Source organism: Bosea sp. OAE506, assembly GCF_040546595.1.
Taxonomy (GTDB): Bacteria; Pseudomonadota; Alphaproteobacteria; order Rhizobiales; family Beijerinckiaceae; genus Allobosea.
Window position 1 is genome coordinate 830118 of sequence record NZ_JBEPOB010000001.1, and the last position, 18544, is coordinate 848661.

General features: G+C 68.5%; 22 protein-coding genes and 1 other RNA gene. 11 read left to right on the forward strand and 12 right to left on the reverse strand.

The genetic code is table 11. The features are described from left to right. Positions 1–3 precede the first annotated feature (3 nt). The 5 genes from yihA to rpmH form a co-directional block, all read right to left on the reverse strand. Positions 4–669 carry a ribosome biogenesis GTP-binding protein YihA/YsxC gene (yihA, locus tag ABIE41_RS03995; protein WP_192643515.1) on the reverse strand — a complete coding sequence of 222 codons (666 nt, stop codon included), beginning with the start codon at positions 667–669 and terminating at the stop codon, positions 4–6. 10 nt (positions 670–679) lie between these two features. Further along, on the reverse strand, positions 680–1306 hold the full coding sequence (locus ABIE41_RS04000) for a CatB-related O-acetyltransferase (RefSeq protein ID WP_192643516.1): 627 nt from the start codon (positions 1304–1306) through the stop codon (positions 680–682). Between the two features lie 43 nt (positions 1307–1349). Then, a complete protein-coding gene (gene yidC, locus ABIE41_RS04005; RefSeq protein WP_192643759.1) occupies positions 1350–3224 on the reverse strand; it encodes a membrane protein insertase YidC in 1875 nt (624 codons plus the stop codon). 47 nt (positions 3225–3271) lie between these two features. Beyond that, on the reverse strand, positions 3272–3724 hold the full coding sequence (gene rnpA, locus ABIE41_RS04010; RefSeq protein WP_192643517.1) for a ribonuclease P protein component: 453 nt from the start codon (positions 3722–3724) through the stop codon (positions 3272–3274). Positions 3725–3791: 67 nt separating this feature from the next. Beyond that, the gene (rpmH, locus tag ABIE41_RS04015; RefSeq protein ID WP_067253664.1) at positions 3792–3926 is read right to left on the reverse strand and encodes a 50S ribosomal protein L34; all 135 of its coding nucleotides are present in this window, start codon (positions 3924–3926) and stop codon (positions 3792–3794) included. A 241-nt stretch (positions 3927–4167) separates the two neighbouring features. On the opposite strand from rpmH, the gene ffs reads away from it, so the two are divergent. The 4 genes from ffs to recR all read left to right on the forward strand — a co-directional run bounded on the left by ffs (position 4168) and on the right by recR (position 7297). Further along, positions 4168–4264: signal recognition particle sRNA small type (gene ffs, locus ABIE41_RS04020), an RNA gene on the forward strand. Positions 4265–4375: 111 nt separating this feature from the next. Continuing rightward, a complete protein-coding gene (locus ABIE41_RS04025; RefSeq protein WP_192643518.1) occupies positions 4376–6250 on the forward strand; it encodes a DNA polymerase III subunit gamma/tau in 1875 nt (624 codons plus the stop codon). A gap of 16 nt (positions 6251–6266) precedes the next feature. Continuing rightward, a complete protein-coding gene (locus ABIE41_RS04030) occupies positions 6267–6587 on the forward strand; it encodes a YbaB/EbfC family nucleoid-associated protein (RefSeq protein ID WP_192643519.1) in 321 nt (106 codons plus the stop codon). 104 nt (positions 6588–6691) lie between these two features. Continuing rightward, on the forward strand, positions 6692–7297 hold the full coding sequence (gene recR / locus ABIE41_RS04035) for a recombination mediator RecR (RefSeq protein ID WP_192643520.1): 606 nt from the start codon (positions 6692–6694) through the stop codon (positions 7295–7297). A 13-nt stretch (positions 7298–7310) separates the two neighbouring features. On the opposite strand, the gene ABIE41_RS04040 is transcribed toward recR, so the two are convergent. Next, positions 7311–8036: an outer membrane protein gene (locus tag ABIE41_RS04040; protein WP_192643521.1), complete on the reverse strand. Its 726-nt coding sequence runs from the start codon at positions 8034–8036 to the stop codon at positions 7311–7313. A 192-nt stretch (positions 8037–8228) separates the two neighbouring features. On the opposite strand from ABIE41_RS04040, the gene ABIE41_RS04045 reads away from it, so the two are divergent. From ABIE41_RS04045 to ABIE41_RS04055, 3 genes are all read left to right on the forward strand, one after another. Continuing rightward, positions 8229–9278 (forward strand): YihY/virulence factor BrkB family protein, encoded by a 1050-nt coding sequence (locus tag ABIE41_RS04045; RefSeq protein ID WP_192643522.1) that lies wholly within the window; start codon positions 8229–8231, stop codon positions 9276–9278. A 63-nt stretch (positions 9279–9341) separates the two neighbouring features. Next, positions 9342–10583 (forward strand): NAD(P)/FAD-dependent oxidoreductase, encoded by a 1242-nt coding sequence (locus tag ABIE41_RS04050; protein WP_192643523.1) that lies wholly within the window; start codon positions 9342–9344, stop codon positions 10581–10583. Positions 10584–10704: 121 nt separating this feature from the next. After that, positions 10705–11574, forward strand: coding sequence for a VOC family protein (locus ABIE41_RS04055; RefSeq protein ID WP_192643524.1), 870 nt, complete (start codon positions 10705–10707; stop codon positions 11572–11574). A gap of 58 nt (positions 11575–11632) precedes the next feature. Here ABIE41_RS04055 and ABIE41_RS04060 read toward each other — a convergent pair whose 3' ends face one another. Together ABIE41_RS04060 and ABIE41_RS04065 are read right to left on the reverse strand one after the other, a co-directional pair. Further along, entirely contained in the window at positions 11633–12004 is a 372-nt protein-coding gene (locus tag ABIE41_RS04060) for a response regulator (RefSeq protein ID WP_192643525.1), read from the reverse strand. A gap of 165 nt (positions 12005–12169) precedes the next feature. After that, positions 12170–12670: a DUF992 domain-containing protein gene (locus ABIE41_RS04065; RefSeq protein WP_192643526.1), complete on the reverse strand. Its 501-nt coding sequence runs from the start codon at positions 12668–12670 to the stop codon at positions 12170–12172. Positions 12671–12792: 122 nt separating this feature from the next. Between ABIE41_RS04065 and ABIE41_RS04070 the strand changes: the two genes are divergently transcribed. Next, positions 12793–13017 (forward strand): hypothetical protein, encoded by a 225-nt coding sequence (locus tag ABIE41_RS04070; RefSeq protein ID WP_192643527.1) that lies wholly within the window; start codon positions 12793–12795, stop codon positions 13015–13017. A 24-nt stretch (positions 13018–13041) separates the two neighbouring features. Here ABIE41_RS04070 and ABIE41_RS04075 read toward each other — a convergent pair whose 3' ends face one another. The 3 genes from ABIE41_RS04075 to ABIE41_RS04085 form a co-directional block, all read right to left on the reverse strand. Next, the gene (locus ABIE41_RS04075; protein ID WP_192643528.1) at positions 13042–13593 is read right to left on the reverse strand and encodes an extensin-like domain-containing protein; all 552 of its coding nucleotides are present in this window, start codon (positions 13591–13593) and stop codon (positions 13042–13044) included. A 274-nt stretch (positions 13594–13867) separates the two neighbouring features. Continuing rightward, positions 13868–14032 carry a hypothetical protein gene (locus ABIE41_RS04080; RefSeq protein ID WP_192643529.1) on the reverse strand — a complete coding sequence of 55 codons (165 nt, stop codon included), beginning with the start codon at positions 14030–14032 and terminating at the stop codon, positions 13868–13870. Between the two features lie 173 nt (positions 14033–14205). Next, on the reverse strand, positions 14206–15006 hold the full coding sequence (locus ABIE41_RS04085) for a response regulator (RefSeq protein ID WP_192643530.1): 801 nt from the start codon (positions 15004–15006) through the stop codon (positions 14206–14208). A gap of 215 nt (positions 15007–15221) precedes the next feature. Here ABIE41_RS04085 and ABIE41_RS04090 point away from each other — a divergent pair, with 215 nt between their 5' ends. The 3 genes from ABIE41_RS04090 to ABIE41_RS04100 are packed head-to-tail and all read left to right on the forward strand — an operon-like array spanning position 15222 to position 17639. Then, positions 15222–15446 carry a NepR family anti-sigma factor gene (locus tag ABIE41_RS04090; protein ID WP_354191758.1) on the forward strand — a complete coding sequence of 75 codons (225 nt, stop codon included), beginning with the start codon at positions 15222–15224 and terminating at the stop codon, positions 15444–15446. Next, positions 15433–15993, forward strand: coding sequence for a sigma-70 family RNA polymerase sigma factor (locus ABIE41_RS04095; protein ID WP_067253624.1), 561 nt, complete (start codon positions 15433–15435; stop codon positions 15991–15993). Before ABIE41_RS04090 ends, ABIE41_RS04095 begins: the two co-directional genes overlap by 14 nt. Further along, the gene (locus tag ABIE41_RS04100; RefSeq protein ID WP_192643531.1) at positions 15993–17639 is read left to right on the forward strand and encodes a histidine kinase dimerization/phosphoacceptor domain -containing protein; all 1647 of its coding nucleotides are present in this window, start codon (positions 15993–15995) and stop codon (positions 17637–17639) included. The genes ABIE41_RS04095 and ABIE41_RS04100 overlap by 1 nt, the downstream gene beginning before the upstream one ends. Before the next feature lie 18 nt (positions 17640–17657). On the opposite strand, the gene ABIE41_RS04105 is transcribed toward ABIE41_RS04100, so the two are convergent. Further along, positions 17658–18536: a transglutaminase family protein gene (locus tag ABIE41_RS04105; protein WP_192643532.1), complete on the reverse strand. Its 879-nt coding sequence runs from the start codon at positions 18534–18536 to the stop codon at positions 17658–17660. Positions 18537–18544 lie beyond the last annotated feature (8 nt).

The window sequence follows — 18544 nt, forward strand, 5'->3', positions numbered from 1 at the left end:
GGCTCAGCTGCGCTCGGCCAGCACGCGGCCGACCGCGGCGCGCAGCTCCGGAATGCCGAGCCCGGTTTCGCTGGAGGTCAGGAGCACCTCGGGGAAGGCGGCCGGGCGGCGCTTGATCTCGTCATAGGTCGCCTCCAGCATGAACTGCTGGTCGCTCTTCTTGAGCGCGTCGCCCTTGGTCAGCACGACCTGATAGGACATCGCCGCCTTGTCGAGCGTCTCGAGCACGGCGTTGTCGACGTCCTTGAGACCGTGTCGGGCGTCGATCAGCAGATAGACGCGCATCAGGTTGGGCCGGCCGCGCAGGTAGTTGTGAATCAGATTGGTCCAGGCGGCGACCTTGGCGCGGCCGACGGCGGCATAGCCGTAGCCGGGCATGTCGACGATGGTCAGGCGTTCGTCGGCGCCGACCTGCCGGAAGAAGTTGAGCTGCTGGGTGCGGCCCGGCGTGTGCGAGGTCCGCGCCAGCGCGTTGCGGCGCGTGACGGCGTTGATCAGGCTCGACTTGCCGACATTGGAGCGACCCGCAAAGGCGATCTCCTGGCCGACCATGGGCGGCAGGTCGTCGATATGCGTCGAGGCCCAGACGAAGTCCCACGGGCCCTCGAAGAGCTTGCGGGCGGATTCGATCTCGTCGTCGGTGAAGGGAGTGGTGGCGCTGGTCGTCATGGCGTTACGCCTACACGGCCCGACGCAGCGCGTCGATGTCGGCGCCTGCGATCGCCGCGAGATTGCGGGCGATCTTGCCGGCCTCCCAGTCCCACCAGCGGATCGCCAGCAGCTCGGCGACGATCTCGGGGGGAAAGCGCATCCGCATGACGCGCCCGGGATTGCCGGCGATCACCGCATAAGGCGGCACGTCCTTCACCACCTGCGCACGCGTGCCGATGATCGCCCCGTCGCCGATGGTGACGCCGGGCATGATGACGGCCTCGCGGCCGATCCAGACGTCGTTGCCGATGATCATGTCGCCGCGGCCGGGCCACTGCGCGCGCGGCGCAGCGCCTTCGAGGCCGAAGAGGGCGAAGGGATAGGTCGAGAAGCCACCGGTGGGATGGTTGGCGCCATTCATCACAAACTGCGCACCCTGGGCGATCGCGACGAAGCGTCCGATCACCAGCCGATCGCCGACATCCTCGAAATGGTAGCGCACGCAGCGGGCGACGAAATGCTCGGGACCGCGCGAGTCGTCATAGTAGCTGTACTCGCCGACCTCGATGCGCGGGTGGTCGACGATCGCCTTCAGGAAGGCAGTGCCTTTCCAGCCGGGAACGGGATGGCGCGTGAGCGGGTCTGGCAGGGGCATCGGCACCAAAGCGAAGGGCGGGGAAATCCCCGCCCTCGCCAACTCACTTCTTGTTGCTGTTGGCCGGCTTGGCCGGCGCGGTGGCGGGCGCCGGTTCGGGCTTCTTGCCGAACATCGACTTGATGTTGTCGAAGAGCTCGATCTTCACCCCGTGCTTGCGCATGATGTAGCCCTGCTGCATCACCGAGAGCAGGTTATTCCAGCTCCAGTAGATCACCAGGCCGGCCGGGAACGAGCCGAGCAGGAAGGTGAAGAACACCGGCATCCAGGTGAACATCATCTTCTGGACCGGATCCGGCGGCTCCGGGTTCATCTTCATCTGCACGAACATCGTGATGCCCATGATGATCGGCCACAGGCCGAGATGAAGGATCGAGGGCGGCGTGAAGGGCAGCAGGCCGAAGAGGTTGAACAGGTTCGTCGGGTCCGGCGCCGCGAGATCGCGGATCCAGCCGAAGAACGGCGCATGGCGCATCTCGATGGTGATGAACAGGATCTTGTAGAGCGCGAAGAACACCGGGATCTGCACCAGCACCGGCCAGCAGCCGGCGAGCGGGTTGATCTTCTGGGTCTTGTACAGCTCCATCAGAGCCTGCTGCTGCTTCATCTTGTCGTCGGCATAGCGCTCGCGGAGCGCCAGCATTTCCGGCTGCAAGGCCTTCATCTTGGCCATCGAAGCGTAGGACTTGCTCGCGAGCGGGAAGAAGACGCCCTTAAGCAGCAGCGTGACGATCAGGATCGCAACGCCGAAATTGCCGACATGCTTGAAGATCCAGTCGAGCAGGAAAAACATCGGCTTGGTGAAGAAATAGAACCAGCCCCAGTCGATCATCAGGTCGAAGCGCTTGATGCCGAGATTGGTCTCGTAGCCGCTGATCGCGGCCACTTCCTTGGCGCCGGCGAAGAGGCGCGCCGTGCTGGTGGCGCTGGCGCCGGGGGCGACCGTCACGGCCTCCGACAGGAAATCGGCCTGGTAGGTGCGCGCCGCACCGGTCTGCACCGAGGAGAAGCGGCCGTCGTATTTGCGCGACTGGTCGGGCACGACCGCCGCGGCCCAGTACTTGTCGGTGATGCCGACGAAGCCGCCGACGGCATCCTTCCAGACGCGACCATTGGTGCCGGGCGAGAGCAGCGGCTCCTTGTCGACATGGTCGTAGGTGAACTCCTGCAGGCCATGATCGCCGACATAGCCGATCAGGCCCTCATGCAGGACGTAGTAGCCGAGGGTGGCCGGCCGGCCATGACGCACGACCTGCGCATAAGGGAACAGGCTGACAGGCGCGGAGCCCTTGTTGTCGACCTCGTCGCGGATCTGGAACATGGCGTTGTCGTCGACCGTGACGACGCGGCGGAAGAGCAGGCCCTGGCCGTTGTCCCAGGTGAGGGTGAGCGGCTTCGCCGGCGTCAGCACCTGCGCATCGGCCGTCCAGACGGTGGTCGCGTTCGGCAGCGACACGGCCGCGCCCGGCGCGGCGACCCAGCCGAAGTCGGAGTAGTAGCCGTTGGGGCCGCCGAGCGGCGACAGCAGGACGATGATCGGGCTGTTGGGATCGACGGTCTCGCGATAGGCCTTGAGCGAGACGTCGTCGAGGCGCGCGCCGGTCAGGGCGATGGAGCCCGCGATCTTGGGCGTCTCGATGCGAACGCGCGGGCTCTGGGCGAGGGCCTGGTCGCGGGTGACGGCGACGCCCGTGGCCGGAGCGACGGCGGGGGCCACCGTCTGGCCCGGCGCGGCCGCGGGAGCCGGCGCGCTGCCCGGGGCGGGCACCGGAGCCGTCTGGCTCTGGGCCTGCTGGTTCTGCTGCGCGATCTGCTTCTGCTTCTCCATCTGCGGCACGCCGTAGAAGTACTGCCAGCCGAACAGCACGACCACGGAGAGCGTGATCGCGAGAAGCAGGTTGCGGTTGTCTTCTTTCATCATGATCGGGAACAGATCTCGCTGACGTCGCGTCGGGCTCGGGGGATTCAGTCGTTCTGGGGGCCGGGCAGGCGCTCGCCGCCCTTGCCCCGCGTTTTGCCGGCGGCAGGCCCCAGAGCCGGGCGCGGACGGCGTCCCTGGCCCTGCGGGCGGGCCCGCTCGATCGCGACCGACAACTCGCCCACCAGCGTCTCGAAGGGCGCCGTCAGCGTCTCCGGACGGGCGACAACGACGATGTCGCACGGCCGTTCCGCCTGGGGGCCGAGAGCCTGCTGCGCCGCGACGCGCAGGCGCCGCCGGATGCGGTTGCGGATGACGGCGTTGCCGACCTTGCGCGAGGCGGTGAGGCCAAGGCGCAGGCCGTCCGGCGCCGGGCGGTCGTCCTCGGCGCGCTGCGGGCCGTCGAGGACCTGCACGGTGAAGGCGGACGAACGAAAACGGCGGCCTCGATCGGCCGCCGCCAGGAACTGCTTGCGTTGCGTCAGACGGGCGAGGCGCATGGCGATTGGCCAGTCTTCCGGAAAAAACGCTCGCGGATGCGGCGCGCGCATGTCACGCGCCGGACGCTCAGGCCGAGAGCTTCTTGCGGCCGTGAGCGCGCCGGGCGGCGATGACCTTGCGGCCGCCGGCGGTGGCCATGCGGGCGCGGTAGCCGTGGCGGCGCTTGCGGACCAGCTTGCTGGGTTGATAGGTTCTCTTCATCGTCCGTCTCCGGGGCTCGTCGGCATCGATGGCCGCGGCTTTCCCGTGAAAGCGTGGCCGACCGAGCCTGCATGCGAAAGGTTCCGCGCCGCCCCGAGGGTTGCGCAAGTGGCGGGCTTATGACGGATGGCCCAGTCCAAGTCAATGCCGAAGGCGCCTCCTGCGGCGAAGCCGCGCGCCGGTTTCGCGCAGCGTTCCGCCCCGGCTTGCGCTCGCGCGCCCGATCACCGATATAGCGGGCGGGAGGTTGGCGAGGGACGTCTCACTCGCCAACCGGGTCAGGTCCGGAAGGAAGCAGCCCTAACGAGACCGAACGGGTCTTCGTCCAGCCTCCCACCTCCGCCGGCGGGCGCCCGGCGGCCGGGGTCGCGCCGCCGCCCTGTCCCGCAGCGGGCGGCACCCCGATAACGGGCGTTGACCCCCATGCGGCGAACCGCCAAACCAGACCGATGAGCGACGATACGACCGCAGTGCCTCCGGCCGACGAGCCGGGATTCGCCGGCTTCGACCCGGCTCCCGCACTGCTGGCTTCCGCGCCTCTGGCCGCGTCAGCGGCCTCGCCCTATCGCGTGCTCGCCCGCAAGTACCGGCCTGCCCATTTCGGCGACCTGATCGGCCAGGACGCGATGGTGCGCACCCTCACCAACGCCTTCGCCGCCGGGCGCATCCCGCAGGCCTGGATGCTGACCGGCGTCCGCGGCGTCGGCAAGACCACGACCGCCCGCATCCTCGCCCGCGCCCTGAACTACCAGACGGCCGATGGCGGTGGCGGGCCGACGACGAATCTCGAGACCTTCGGCATCCACTGCAAGGAGATCATCGAGGGCCGGCATATCGACGTGCAGGAGATCGACGCGGCTTCCAACAACGGCGTCGACAACATCCGCCAGATCAACGACGCGGTGCGCTACGCTCCCGTCTCGGCCCGCTACAAGGTTTATATCGTCGACGAGGTGCACATGCTCTCGACGGGGGCCTTCAACGCCTTCCTGAAGACGCTGGAGGAGCCGCCGCCGCATGCGCGCTTCATCTTCGCGACGACGGAAATCCGCAAGGTCCCGGTGACGGTGCTCTCGCGCTGCCAGCGCTTCGACCTGCGCCGCGTCGATGCCGGAGTGCTGGTCTCGCATCTTTCCGGAATCTGCCGGACGGAGAACGTCTCGGCCGAGGACGAGGCGCTCGCCGCGATCGCGCGCGCCGCCGAGGGCTCGGTGCGCGATTCGCTCTCGATCCTCGACCAGGCGATCGCCCATGCCGCCGGCACGATCACGCTGGACGACGTCCGCTCCATGCTCGGCCTCGCCGACCGGGTGCGCGTCATCGACCTGTTCGAGGCGGTGATGAAGGGCGACATCGCCTCGGCGCTGGGCGAGCTGCGCGCGCAGTACGACGCCGGTGCCGATCCTGCCGTTGTTCTCTCCGATCTCGCCGAATTCACCCATCTGGTGACGCGCCTCAAGCTCGTGCCCGACGCCGTGAAGGACAACAGCCTGGCCCAGGCGGAGCGCGTGCGCGGCGGCGATTTCGCCCAGCGCCTGTCGATCCGCATCCTCGCGCGGACCTGGCAGATGCTGCTGAAGGGCCTCGGCGAGGTGAAGCAGGCCGACCGGCCGATCATGGCCGCCGAGATGGTACTGGTGCGGCTGGCGCACGCCGCCGACCTGCCGACCCCCGACGAGGCGCTGCGCATGCTGCGCGACGGCTCGGGCGCCGTGGGCGGCCAGGCCGCCACTTCGGCCCCGCGGCCGCCCTCGGGCGGCGGCAACACCGCCCTGGCGGCGCGGCCCGTGCTGGCGAGCGCCAACCCGGCCCCCGCCATGGCGCCTGCCCCGCGTGCCCAGGCCCTGCCGGCCGTCAGCGTCGCCTCGCTGGAGGATGTCGTCGCGCTCGCCTCGCAGCATCGCGACATCACGCTGAAGCTGGCGCTGGAGCGCGATGTGCGCCCGGTGCGCTTCGAGCAGGGGCGGATCGAGTTTTCGGTGGCGAGCGGCAGTTCGCGCACGCTCGCGACGGATCTCTCGCGGCGCCTGAAGGAATGGACCGGCCAGACCTGGATGGTCGCCGTCGTTAATGCCGAGGGCGGCGCAACCCTGCGCGAGCAGGCCGAGGCCGCCAAGGGCCAGCGCGAAAGCGACGCGGCCTCGCACCCGGCCGTCAAGGCCGTACTCGAACGCTTTCCCGGCGCGCGCATCGTCGATGTGCGCGATCCGCGTGCGGCCGAGCCGGATAACGCGGCCACGGTCGCGCCGGCCGACGAGTATCTGCCCGACGGGGAGCCGCTCTTCGACGATGCGGAACCCGATTTCGACGGCATCGATTTCTGACGGAGGAGTTTTCGCGATGCGCGACATCATGGGCCTGATGAAGCAGGCGCAGGAGATGCAGCAGAAGATGGCCAATGTGCAGGCCGAACTCGACACGATCGAGGTCGAGGGCGCGGCTGGCGGCGGCATGGTCACCGTGACGATGACCGCCAAGGGTGAGGTCAAGTCGGTGAAGATCGACCCGTCCCTGATGGTCGTGGACGAGCGCGAGATCCTCGAGGACCTGGTCGTGGCCGCCTGCGGCGATGCCCGCACCCGCGCCGAACGCGTGATGCAGGAGCGCATGTCCGAGATCACCAAGGGCCTGCCGATCCCGCCCGGGATGAAGCTGTTTTAATCCGCGGCCGTCATGCCCGGGCTTGACCCGGGCATCTCTGCTTCGAGAACCATTCTGCAGGAGACGGTCGGGTTAAGCCCGACCATGACGCGAGTTACACCTCCATGTCCCGCGCCATCGCCGGTCCCGAGATCGAGCGGCTGATCCAGTTGCTCGCCAAGCTGCCGGGGCTCGGGCCCCGCTCGGCCAGGCGTGCCGCGCTGCATCTGGTGAAGAAGCGCGAGGCCCTGCTCGGCCCGCTCGCCGAGGCGATGGCCGTGGCGCGGGAGAAGATCGTGGTCTGCTCGACCTGCGGGAATGTCGACACCAGCGACCCCTGCGGGCTCTGCCGCGATCCACGCCGCGAGGACGGGCTGATCGTCGTCGTCGCCGACATTTCCGACCTCTGGGCGCTGGAGCGCTCGGGCGCCGTGCCCGGGCGCTACCATGTGCTGGGCGGCGTGCTCTCGGCGCTGGACGGGGTCAGGCCCGAGCATCTCTCGCTCGATGCGCTGGTGGCGCGCGCCTCCGACCCGGCCGTGAAAGAGATCATCCTGGCGCTGAGCGCCACGGTCGATGGCCAGACCACGGCGCATTTCATCACCGATCTCTTGGCGCATCTGCCGCTCAAGGTGACCAAGCTCGCCCATGGCGTGCCCGTCGGCGGCGAGCTCGACTATCTCGACGACGGCACGCTGGCCGCCGCGATCCGCCAGCGCACCGGTTTCTGACGGCGGGCCGCGGTCAGAACTTGTAGGCGACGCTGGCGCGCAGGGTGTGGAAGGTCGGCTCCTGGCGCACCGCCAGCCCCAGCAGCGGGCCGCGGGCCGCCTGACCGACCTTGCCGAAATCGCTGTAGCGGTATTCCGCGCCCAGGATCAGATTGTCCGTATAGGCGAAGGACACGCCGGCGCCGGCCGTCCAGCCGGTCCGCGACCGGTCGATGCTCTCGGGCGCGGCGGCGGCCGCTCCGGCGAGGTGGTAGCTGAATTCGGTGAAGGCCGCGCCGCCGGTGGCGTAGATCATGAATCGGTCGAGGGCGAAGCCGGCGCGCCCGCGCAGCGACCCCTGCCAGTCGCGCGTGATCCGCGCCGAGATGCCGGGCGCGACCAGCGTCTCGCCGCCGTCCAGCGCCTCGATGTCGCCCTCGATGCCGAAGACGAGGCTGCCGGTCTGATAGGTGAAGCCCGCATGGCCGCCGCCGAGCGCCGCATCCGAGCTCTGGCGGAAGGCGGCGCCGTTGAAGGCCCGGCCGAGCGTGTCCGACAGGGTCGTCCTGTCGCGGCCCCAGGCATAACCGGCCTGAACGCCGAGATAGACGCCGGTCCAGGAATAGAAGGACGGCAGCGCCGGGGCCGGTGGCAGCTGGCGGGACGAGGGCATGTCGGCGGCCCATGCGGGAGAGAGCGCCAGCCAGGCGCCGCACAGGGCGGACACGCCGGCGAGAGCCGCTTTCTTGTGCATCGTCATCGCAGCCTCAACGCTTTTACGAAACGGGGAACAGGCCGCGGGGCGAGCGGCTGTCTCGACGATCAGAAAGCATTAAGGTTAACGAGCGGCTAACTCCGGGCCGCTCGCCGACAGGCCCGGAACCTTCGCGCAGGCGCGCCGTTGCTAGGCGGTGCTGCCGCAGCGAGACCACGCGGCAGTGGAGCGTTCTGCATGTCCCTTCTAAAACGGATCACGGGTGCCGCCGGGGCGGGCGTTGTCCTGGGCTACGCGGCCGAAATCGTGTCGCGCAAGCTGTCGCGCGGCAGCCGCGAGGCCGCGCGCGGGCGCATGGCGCAGGTGCCGTGGCAGATGACCTGGCTCGGCTGGAAGGACGTGATGCTGCGCTTCGCGGCCAATGTCGCGGACAACCGGATCAGCTCGCTCGCCGGCGCTGTGGCCTTCTTCACGCTGCTGTCGATGGTGCCGGCCCTGTCGCTGCTGGTCACCATCTACCGCTACCTGACGGACCCTGCGACGATCGCCGAGCAGCTCGACGCGGTCACGACAGTGTTTCCGCAGGCCGCTCGCGAACTGATCCACGAACAGGCGATGCGGCTCGCGGCCCAAGACGTCCAGGTCCTGTCCCTGACCTTCCTGATCAGCTTCGGGGTCGCGGCCTGGTCCGCCAATGCGGCGGTGAAGGCGGTCTTCGACGCGCTCAACATCATCTATCGCGAGCAGGAGAAGCGCAGTTTCATCAAGCTCAACCTGATCTCGCTGGCGACGACGATCAGCGGCGTCGTGCTGCTGGTGGCCGCGCTCACCGTCATCGCCAGCCTGCCCGTCGTCACCGCGCTGTTCCCCTTCGCCTTCGAACTGGAGCGGCTGATCCGCCTGGTGCGCTGGCCGGCCTTCTTCCTGATGGCGACGCTCGCCATCGCGGCGCTCTACTGGATCGGCCCCAGCCGGGAGCGCGCCCGTTTCGTCTGGGTGATGCCGGGCGCCGTCGCGGCCGCCCTGCTCTGGGCCGGCGCCTCCTGGGCGTTCTCCTGGTATGTCGGCACGCTCGGAAACTACACGGCGACCTATGGCTCGCTGGCGACCATCGTCGTGTTCATGACCTGGCTCTGGCTGTCGGCGATGATCGTGCTCGCCGGCGCCGAGTTCAACGCCGAGCTCGAGCATCAGACCGCCCACGACACCACGACCGGCACGCCCAAGCCGATGGGGCTGCGCGGCGCCCGGATGGCCGACACGATCGGCCCGCCCGCCGCCGGCTAGACCGACGCCTTCCCGCAGCCTTTCCTCCGCCGGCGCTCGCCGCCGGATACGGAGTGTCACGCCATGCTCGATCCCGACAGTACCCGCCATGAAGACCTGCGCAGCGGCGCAAGCCCCTGGCTCTCCGGACCACCCCGGCCCGCCAGCATCGGCCTTGCCTCCGACACGCGCTGCGACGTCGCGATCATCGGCGGCGGCATCACCGGCGCGCTGGCGGCAGAGCATCTGACCGGCCTCGGCCATGACGTGATCATCGTCGATCGCGAGCGCGAGGGCTTCGGCAGCACGGCGGCCAGCACCGCGATGCTGCAATGGGAGATCGACCTGCCCCTGCGCCGGCTCGCCGAACTCTACGGTTTCGAGAAGGCGGCGGACGTCTACCGGCGCAGCTTCAAGGCCGTGGAGGGCCTGATCGAGAGCGTCGCGACGCTCGGGCTCGGCGCCGCCTTCCATCCCCGCGACACGGTCTATCTGGCGGCGGGCGATATCGGGCCTCGCGAGCTGATGGAAGAGTGCGCCCTGCGGGTTAAGGCCGGGCTGCCGGGGCAATTGCTCGACCATGCGGCGCTGCTCGGCCATTACGGCTTCGACCGGGCCGCCGCGATCGTCTCCCCCGGCTCGGCCGAGGGCGATCCGCTCAGCCTCTGCCACGCGCTGCTCCATGTCGCGGCGCAACGCGGCGCGCGGCTCGTCCGCGGCGAGGCGGTTGCCTTCGACAGCACGCCCGGCAGCGCCATGGTGCAGCTCGCCTGCGGCCGCACCATCGAGGCCGGGCATGTCGTGCTGGCGACGGGCTATGTCATGCCCGACTGCGTGCACAGCGATCTCCATCGCGTCGCCTCGAGCTGGGCGATCGCGACGCTGCCGCAGGCGAGCGAGGTGCTCTGGCCGGGTCCCGGCCTCGTCTGGGAGGCCTCGGAGGACTACGTCTACTGCCGCACCACCGTCGACGGGCGCATCATCATCGGCGGCGAGGACGAGGACAACGACGATCCGGATCACCGCAAGGCGGCCGGACCGCAAAAGACGGCCGCGCTCCTCGCCAAGCTGCAGGCCCTGGTACCCGGAGCGGCACCGACCCTCGGCCATGCCTGGTCGGGTGCCTTCGGCCAGACGGCCGACGGCCTGCCGCTGATCGGGCGCGTTCCCGGTCATCCCCGGCTGCTCGCGGCCTATGGCTATGGCGGCAACGGCATCACCTTCAGCTATCTCGCCTCGCGCTTGATGGGGGCGCTGATCGGCGGCATCGAGGCTCCCTGGTTCAGCCATTTCGCGATCGACCGGCCCGACCCGGCTCGCGGCTGACAGGGGCAGGGTTGCGAGGCTGCAATCGCATGCTTGCAGCCCCTGCAGGAGACAAACCCGGCCACAATGGTCATGTCTCGGGCCGTGGCGCGTTTTGCCGCGAAGCGAAGAGGAGACGGCCATGGCCGCTGTCGCTGATCTGTCGAGACCCGCTTTGGAAGCCTTGCAGGCCCCCTTCCACATCGGCACCGTCACGCTGCGCGTCACCGATCTGCCCGGACTGACGGCGTTCTATCGCGACGGCATCGGGCTTCGTGTGATCGCCGAAAGCGCCGACGCATCGGACCTTGGCATCGATGACGAGGTTCTGGTGCGCCTCGAGCGGGGCGCGACCCGGCCCACCTCGGCCGCCGGTCTGTTCCATCTCGCCATCCTGCTGCCGTCTCGGGCCGATCTCGCCGACTGGCTGGCCCACGCCGCCACGATCCGGCTGCCGCTGGAAGGCGCGTCGGATCATCTCGTCAGCGAGGCGCTCTACCTGTCGGATCCGGAAGGCAACGGCATCGAGATCTATCGCGACCGTCCCCGGGCCGACTGGCCGCGGCGCGACGGCGCGATCCAGATGGCCACGGAACGGCTCGATCTGCAGGCCCTGCTCGCTGAAGCGAGGCCCGGCCGCTCTGCAGGGATGCCAGCCGGCACCCGCATGGGGCATATCCATCTGCGCGTCGGCGACACCGCTGCGGCGGAGGCCTTCTATGCGGGCGCGCTCGGTTTCGAGCTGATGGTTCGCTATCCCGGCGCCAGCTTCCTGGCGAGCGGCGGCTACCACCACCACATCGCTGGCAATGTCTGGAACAGCCGTGGCGCCGGCCCGCGACAGCCGGGCGAGGCAGGGCTCGCCGCCTTCGAGATTGTCGCCCGCGATAGGGCCGATCTCGAAGCGATGCGCGGGCGCATGATGGCGGCCGGCGGCCGGGAGGCCGGCTCTGGTGCGACGGTAGAGGATCCCTGGGGCAACCGGCTGGTGCTGGTACCCGCCCGCGCCTGAAGGCAAAAAGCCGCCGGAAACCGGCGGCTCGCCCATCGATTCAGTCTGCAGTCATGGCTCAGCCCTTGGCAGGCTGGGCGACCGCGGCCGTGACGAAGCTGGTGATCTCGCGCGTCGAGAAAGGCTTGCGCAGGAAGCGGACCTTGCGCAGCGGCTCGGGCACGTCGCTCGGCGTGGAGCCCGAGACGAAGGCGAAGGGCGTGCCCCTCAGCAGCAGGTTGGCGGCGACCTCGAATGTCTTGCCACCGACGACGTCGATGTCGAGCAAGGCGCAGGACAACGAAGCCGCCGTCGCCGCCCGATGGGCCTGCGACACGGAATCCACGACGATCAGTTCCGCCGCCGGGCCGAATTGCTCGGCCACAGCGGCTTCGATGTCCATCGCGATGAACGGATCGTCTTCGACAATCAGGATGCGGATATCAGACATGGATCGCCGCTCCTCCCTTATTCTGCCAACGCTGACGTTATACGAACGACAACGGCCTCGCGCTGGCTAATGTTCCGGGATGACGCCCTATCCGCTGCTACCTGACGTGCCATTCCACTCAATTTGAGCCATTACGGTTAGCAAACCGTAACGTTTCTGAACGGCTCAACGACGCCGGCCCGAACCCGCCAGCGACAGCTCGAAGCCGGTGACGCCGACCGCGACATTGATGCCGCGTGCGCCCTGCAGCGAAAGCGGCTGCAACGTCACCTCATTGTTGTTGCCGCCCACGAGCAGATTGGCGCTGCCGCCGACACCCGCCGAGGCACCGGCCGTCGCGCCGCCGTAACGGCCGGCGAGGGCGCCCAGCGGCGCACGGGCATAGGGGCCGTAGACCCGCCACGACATCGTGCTGCTGCGGATGGTGCCGAGATCGAGCCCGAAGTTGCGGACGATACCGGTGTAGCGTTGGCTCGGGCCGCGACGCGGTGTGAAGGTGCAGTTCATCGGCCGCTGCGAGGTCACGACGAGACCGATTCCCGCGCCGACATTGCAGGTCAAACGCCCGGCCGGCGATCCGGACTGCGCCGCGGACGGCAGACTCGAAACCACGAGGGCGGTCGACGCGACAAAAGCAGCGCAGGCCGCCTTGGCAAAAGTGATCATCGAGAAGCTCCTGACATGAAGATGTCCCTCAAACGCCCCACGGCCGGCACAGTTCCGCGCAAGCTGGAACTGGTCAACATCTGCGGCGTTCAAACGATCACAAAGTTGAAAGGTTGCACACCGTGAACCAACCCCGGCCCACCCTCCCCGCCTGGTTGCGCAACCGCTTCGCCATGGCGCAGCCGCCTTTCTGGGAGCTCGAGAAGCTGATCGCGCTCGGTCTCGGGCATGAGCCCGCCTTGCAGCGGATCGCGGCGCGCCGCGCCCTGATGGATCGAAGCGTCATGGCCGACCGGCCGCGGGCTGCGCGCGATCGTTCGCTGCTTCGCGATGCGGCGCATGGCTGAGCCCGACTACCGCGACTGACACGCTCACTGGCAGAAGCGACTCGAGGCGCGGCGCTGCTGGATGTCGATGTGGAGATGATCCGCATGGGCGGCGTCCGAGCCCGGGCCGAGCGCCGTCATGAAGGCACCGCAGGCCGACTGGCGTAGGGCGGTGAGGAAAGGTTCGTGACCTGCCGGCCTGGCCAGCTCGGCTGATACCCGGGTAGCCCCTAACCCGATCACCACCGCGAAGAGATCCAGCGCCCGGCCGGTGGCATGCTCGCTCAACTTGCCCTCGGCGCGACGATTGCGGCGCCGGCATTCATGGCCCCCGCCGACCCGCAGCAGCGTGAGATCCTGGCCGTAATGGCCGCGTGCCAGTGGCTGGACGCTGGTCTCGATCCAGGCCCCGACGGCGCCCGCCATCTCGCAGGCCAACGTCGCTGGCGGCTGCAACTCCACCTTCCGACGTTCGCCCTGCGCGCCAACGCGGATGGTCACCGCTGAGAGCTCGACGGGTTCGACGACGGCACATCCGGCATTGGCGGAAGGAAGCGTCACGGCCCTGATGTCAGGGCCATAGCGCTCCTTGAGCATGCTCAGGCAGGCCTGGGCCGGCGCGGGGGGCGGAGTGGCCGCGGAGGCCGGAAGCTCGGGCGTCGCTGGCGGGCTCGGTTGCGGCGGATTCTGGGGTGCGGCGCGGGGCCATTCGGCCGGTCGCGGTGGCGGTGGCGGTGGCGGCAGCGTCTCGCCTGCGGCGCCCATGGCAAGACCGCCGAGGAGAACGAGCGCAAGCGCGACGCTGTTCGGCCAGGCGACAGGTCTGCTCAACACGTCTCGTCCGTGCCGCGGATGCGAATCGCCGCGCGCGTTAGATGTCGAGCGCTGAAGCGCTGGCGACGGCCAGGGCCGTCAACGCCGCCAGGGCCAGCGACATTAGCTCCATCCCGATCGTGCCGTCGGGAACAACACCCCCGAACAGCGCCAGGCCGATGGAGGCAGCCCCGATCATCGCCGCAACGCAGGTCATCGCCATGACACGCACTCCCTTGAGCAGAGCGGCTGTCCCGCCTCGCTTCGCGTGCAACGTGCAGGGATCTCCCTTGTTCCCGGTGCCGCATGTCGCGCCCCTTTCCAGCACCATGCGACACGAAAAACCCGCGGCGCCGGGGCGCCGCGGGTCAAATCGTTGAGTTTGGATGGCCTAACTCAGGCAGCCTTGCGGCCGGCCCGGCGGTCGAAGAACAGGGCCTGGCTGATCGCCGCCTTCACCGCTTCCGGCTGGAAGGGCTTGGTGATCAGGAAGGCGGGCTCCGGCCGGTCGCCGGTGAGCAGGCGCTCGGGATAGGCGGTGATGAAGATCACCGGCACGTCGATGGTCGAGAGGATCTCGTTGACCGCGTCGAGGCCCGAGCTGCCATCGGCGAGCTGGATATCGGCCAGTACCAGGCCGGGGCGCTTCTTCGCCACGAGGGCAATCGCCTCGCGCTGGGTGCGGGCGACGCCGGTGACGGTATGGCCGAGTTCCTCGACCATCGTCTCGATGTCGAGCGCGATGATCGGCTCGTCCTCGATGATCAGCACATCGGTGGCGACCTGCTCGGCGATCTCCTGCCCGGCGGTCTGGACAAGGGCCGAGGCCTCCGCCGACGAAACGCCCATGATCGACCCGACCTCGTCGATGGAGAAGCCCTCGACGGTGCGCAGCAGGAAGGCCTGGCGCGGACGCGGCGTCAGCGCCTCGAGATTGCGCTCAACCGGGTTGGGGTTGAGCGTGACGGGCACGGCCGGATCCGCCGTGTTCAGGCCGACCGACGACCACAGCGTCAGGAAGGTGCGATAGAGGCCGATCCGCGGATTGAGGTCACGCGGGAAGGAGGCCGGATCGAGCACGAGCGCCTCGAGCATTGCGACGACGTAAGCGTCGCCACTGCTCTGCGTACCGGTCAAGGCGCGGGCGAATCGGCGCAGGTAAGGCAGATGCGGCGCAATTTCCTTGGCGATCGACATAGAAACGTCCTCATTAAAACAGGCCGGAAATGAGCACTTCGGTTGCCGCTATGACAAGCGATTTATTTTTCAAAAAGAGCGGAACCTTTTGCGGCAACACCTGTTAAACGGGACTATCCGTGTCGGAATTCGCCGTGAGGGGGCGTCCGACTGACGTTTGTCGATGGGTCGGGACCGGCTGGAAAAGCCGGCCCGATATTCGCACGAGGGCAGAGATGAGCGACGTGAATTCAGCCATGGCTGCACCGGAGGACGGTGCGGACATCGATGTCGAGGTCATGCTCGACCCGCGGGTGCAGGAGTCCATCGGGCGATCCCTCAAGGCGCATTACGACGACATCGTGAACGCACCCGTCCCTGACAAGTTTCTGGTGCTGCTCGCTCAGCTCGAGGCCACCGAACGTCGCGCTGACGGAGCATCGTCCGATGAGCTCAACTGAATTCAAGGACGGCCTGATCAAGGAAATTCCGAACCTGCGAGCCTTCGCCGCCTCGCTGTCGGGCTCCATCCAGCTCGCGGACGATCTGGTTCAGGACACGCTGCTCAAGGCCTGGGGCAATTCGGAGAAGTTCGAGCCGGGCACCAGCCTGCGCGCCTGGCTATTCACCATCCTGCGCAACACCTATTACTCGCTCTACCGCAAGCGCGGCCGCGAAGTTCAGGACAGCGAGGGCACCTATGCCGAGCGCATGGCGACGCATGGCAACCAGGAAAGCCATCTCGATCTCGCCGATTTCCGCAAGGCGCTCGCCAAGCTCCCCGAGGAGCAGCGCGAGGTTCTCATCATGGTCGGCGCGACGGGCCTCTCCTATGAGGAGACGGCAGAAATCTGCGGCGTCGCCATCGGCACCATCAAGAGCCGCGTGAACCGCGCCCGCACAAAGCTGGCCGAGCTTCTCTCCATCGGCAGCCTCGACGATCTCGGGCCCGATCGGCAGAGCGCCGCCGCGATACAAAGGGTCGGTTCCGAAATCGTCGGACCCTGATGCGGCTCGCGCGTTTCCCGACCGTCCGAGGGCGGCTCCTCGCGCTGCTGGTGGCGATCGCGTTTCCGATCGCCTGCCTGACGGCGCTTGCCGCCCTCACCACCTACAACACGGTCATCGCCGCGATCGAACTGGCGCAGGCGCGCACCGCCGATGATTTCGCGGTGCGCACGCGCGTCTGGCATCGCGGGGCGCTGCGCGTGCTGCTGGCCTCGGGCCAGCTGATTGCCACCCCCGATACCGGTTCCTGCGCGGACGGCGCCCGGACAGCGCTGTCGAGCATCCCGGGCTACAGGGCTGCGCGGTTCGTGCTGGCGGACGGGCGGGTCTGCTTCGCCTCGGTCGTGCCGGGCGTGACCGATGCTGCCATGGCGGACCTGTCGGCCCGTCTGGGCGGATTGCCACGCTCCGCGACGCGTTCTTCGGTCGGGCTTCCACCGGCCCGTTTCGACCAGGTCCGGATCGCCGGCACCGACCATCTCGTCACGGCGGTCCGGATCGACAGCGATCCGGTGCTGCGCGAGGCGGTGCTGCTCGCCGACCCCGATCTGCTCGACCAGGTCTTCGAACTCGGCGGCGCCAGCGACGGCGTGAACGTGGCCCTCGTCTCGGGCCGTGACGCTGTCGTGATGCATCGCGGCGAGGACGGCAAGGACGACCTGTCCTGGCTGCCGCAGGAGGATGTCTTCCCGACCGACGGGCGGCGCTGGGAAGCCCGCAGCCGCGGCGGGCAGAAGCGCTCCTATGCCGCGCGACTGGTCACGGCACCCGATCTCTATGTCATCGCGAGCTTCAGCAACGCCCCGGAGCGGGCGGCACGCATGCAGTTCCTGGCATTGCTGGTGGCGCCGATCCTGACGCTGATCCTGCTCTGCCTCGTTTATCTGCGGGCGATCGACCAGCATTGCGTGCAGTGGCTGCGCGCGATCGAGGCGGCGGCACGGGCGCGATCAAGCCAGCCCAATGCCCGGGCCGTGATCGCCGAGGACATGCCCAGCGACATCCGCAGCGTGGCGGAGGCGTTCAACACCATGGTGGACGAGCAGGAGGTGCGCCAGCGCCGCCTGCAAACCGCGCTCGACGACAACCGTTTCCTGGTGCGCGAACTGCACCACCGGGTGAAGAACAGCCTCCAGGTCGTCCAGAGCTATATCGGGCTGAAGAAGCGCGACTATCGCGACGAGGCGCGGCTCGCCCTCGCCGATGCCGAGACGCGGGTGCATGTCCTGTCGGCGGCGTATCGCTTCACCCTCGCCGATGGCGAGATGCAGCCCGTGCGCGTCGATCTCTTCATCGAGGACGTGGTGACGATGATCACCAATCTCGTGCGCAGCCGCGACCAGTGGGTCAGCAGCCGCCTCGAGACCGAGGCGACGCTGTCGGTCGACCGGATCATCCCGCTCGGATTCCTGGTGGTGGATGTCGCCTCGCGCGTCCTGCGCGGCACGCCGGGTGTCAGCCTGACGATCACGGTGCGCGACGTCGATGCGACGACGCTGGAGGTTGCGCTCGACGCCGACCGGCCGATCCCGCTCAGCGAGCCGCCGAAGATGTTCGCCGGGCTCGTCGCACAGATCGAGGCGGTGCAGGTCGAGAAGCCCGAGGGGCGCCATCTCGGCAGCTGGCAGATCCGCCACCGCGCCTGAGACGGTGGCGCACCCGGCTCAGGCCGGGCGCTCGATGGTTTCGATGGTGACGCCGACGCCGAGACCGAGGAAGGAGCCCGTCAACCCGGTGAAGCTGCCCGAAACGGGCGAGGCATCCTCCGGCACGCGTGCCACCGCCACCCGCAGCAGCTGCCGGTCGGCGACGAGATCGTTGGTCGGGTCGAACTCGACCCAGCCGTCGCCGGGAATGAAGACCTCGCCCCAGGCATGGGTCAGCCCCACCGTCGAGACGAGCCCGGTGGCATCGGGCGTGCGGTCGTGGATGTAGCCGGTGACGAAGCGGGCGGCGAAGCCCATGCGGCGCGCGAGCTCGATGAACAGCCAGGCATAGTCGCGGCAGGAGCCGGCCTGCTGGCGCAGCGTGTCGGCGGGATGCTGGGTGCCCTCGTCATACCGCACCGCGTAGCTCAGCCCGGCATGGATGGCGTGGGCGAGATCGCGCAACAGATGGCCCGATCCCTGGCCGATCCGGGCACGGAAATCCGCCAGCCACTGATCGAGCAGATTGTCGGGGTCCTCGGCGGCGAGGTCGAGATAGGGCTGGAGCACGGCGCGCTCGCCCTCGGTGTAGACCACGCCGGTCATGGCGGCCGAGGGCTCGAGCTGCGTGCGTGGCAGGGCGGAGCCGAAGCGCTGCACCACCAGCTCGCTGACGATATCGAGCGTATCGGCGGGTTCGTCGAAATTGGCGATGGCAACCGAGTTGCCATAGGCATCGTGCATCCAGCGCAGCCGGGCCCGCGGCGAGATGGTCAGCGCGGTGTCGACCACACGCAGGTCGAAGCTGTCGCGCGGGCGCAGCATCAGCCGATGGGGCCCGAACTGCACCGGGCCGCCATAGCGATAGGTCGTGGAATGGCGAATGCGCAGGTACATCGCGGGTC

Bases quoted from the DNA above. Each gene is read 5' to 3' on its own strand.
- rnpA (WP_192643517.1), bottom strand. From the start codon at position 3,724: ATGCGCCTCGCCCGTCTGACGCAACGCAAGCAGTTCCTGGCGGCGGCC.
- ABIE41_RS04055 (WP_192643524.1), top strand. From the start codon at position 10,705: ATGGCCGCTGTCGCTGATCTGTCGAGACCCGCTTTGGAAGCCTTGCAG.
- ABIE41_RS04050 (WP_192643523.1), top strand. From the start codon at position 9,342: ATGCTCGATCCCGACAGTACCCGCCATGAAGACCTGCGCAGCGGCGCA.
- ABIE41_RS04060 (WP_192643525.1), bottom strand. From the start codon at position 12,004: ATGTCTGATATCCGCATCCTGATTGTCGAAGACGATCCGTTCATCGCG.
- ABIE41_RS04095 (WP_067253624.1), top strand. From the start codon at position 15,433: ATGAGCTCAACTGAATTCAAGGACGGCCTGATCAAGGAAATTCCGAAC.
- ABIE41_RS04040 (WP_192643521.1), bottom strand. From the start codon at position 8,036: ATGACGATGCACAAGAAAGCGGCTCTCGCCGGCGTGTCCGCCCTGTGC.
- ABIE41_RS04030 (WP_192643519.1), top strand. From the start codon at position 6,267: ATGCGCGACATCATGGGCCTGATGAAGCAGGCGCAGGAGATGCAGCAG.
- ABIE41_RS04000 (WP_192643516.1), bottom strand. From the start codon at position 1,306: ATGCCCCTGCCAGACCCGCTCACGCGCCATCCCGTTCCCGGCTGGAAA.
- ABIE41_RS04085 (WP_192643530.1), bottom strand. From the start codon at position 15,006: ATGTCGATCGCCAAGGAAATTGCGCCGCATCTGCCTTACCTGCGCCGA.
- ABIE41_RS04045 (WP_192643522.1), top strand. From the start codon at position 8,229: ATGTCCCTTCTAAAACGGATCACGGGTGCCGCCGGGGCGGGCGTTGTC.
- ABIE41_RS04025 (WP_192643518.1), top strand. From the start codon at position 4,376: ATGAGCGACGATACGACCGCAGTGCCTCCGGCCGACGAGCCGGGATTC.
- ABIE41_RS04080 (WP_192643529.1), bottom strand. From the start codon at position 14,032: ATGGCGATGACCTGCGTTGCGGCGATGATCGGGGCTGCCTCCATCGGC.
- yidC (WP_192643759.1), bottom strand. From the start codon at position 3,224: ATGAAAGAAGACAACCGCAACCTGCTTCTCGCGATCACGCTCTCCGTG.
- ABIE41_RS04090 (WP_354191758.1), top strand. From the start codon at position 15,222: ATGAGCGACGTGAATTCAGCCATGGCTGCACCGGAGGACGGTGCGGAC.
- yihA (WP_192643515.1), bottom strand. From the start codon at position 669: ATGACGACCAGCGCCACCACTCCCTTCACCGACGACGAGATCGAATCC.
- rpmH (WP_067253664.1), bottom strand. From the start codon at position 3,926: ATGAAGAGAACCTATCAACCCAGCAAGCTGGTCCGCAAGCGCCGCCAC.
- ABIE41_RS04065 (WP_192643526.1), bottom strand. From the start codon at position 12,670: ATGATCACTTTTGCCAAGGCGGCCTGCGCTGCTTTTGTCGCGTCGACC.
- recR (WP_192643520.1), top strand. From the start codon at position 6,692: ATGTCCCGCGCCATCGCCGGTCCCGAGATCGAGCGGCTGATCCAGTTG.
- ABIE41_RS04075 (WP_192643528.1), bottom strand. From the start codon at position 13,593: ATGCTCAAGGAGCGCTATGGCCCTGACATCAGGGCCGTGACGCTTCCT.
- ABIE41_RS04105 (WP_192643532.1), bottom strand. From the start codon at position 18,536: ATGTACCTGCGCATTCGCCATTCCACGACCTATCGCTATGGCGGCCCG.
- ABIE41_RS04100 (WP_192643531.1), top strand. From the start codon at position 15,993: ATGCGGCTCGCGCGTTTCCCGACCGTCCGAGGGCGGCTCCTCGCGCTG.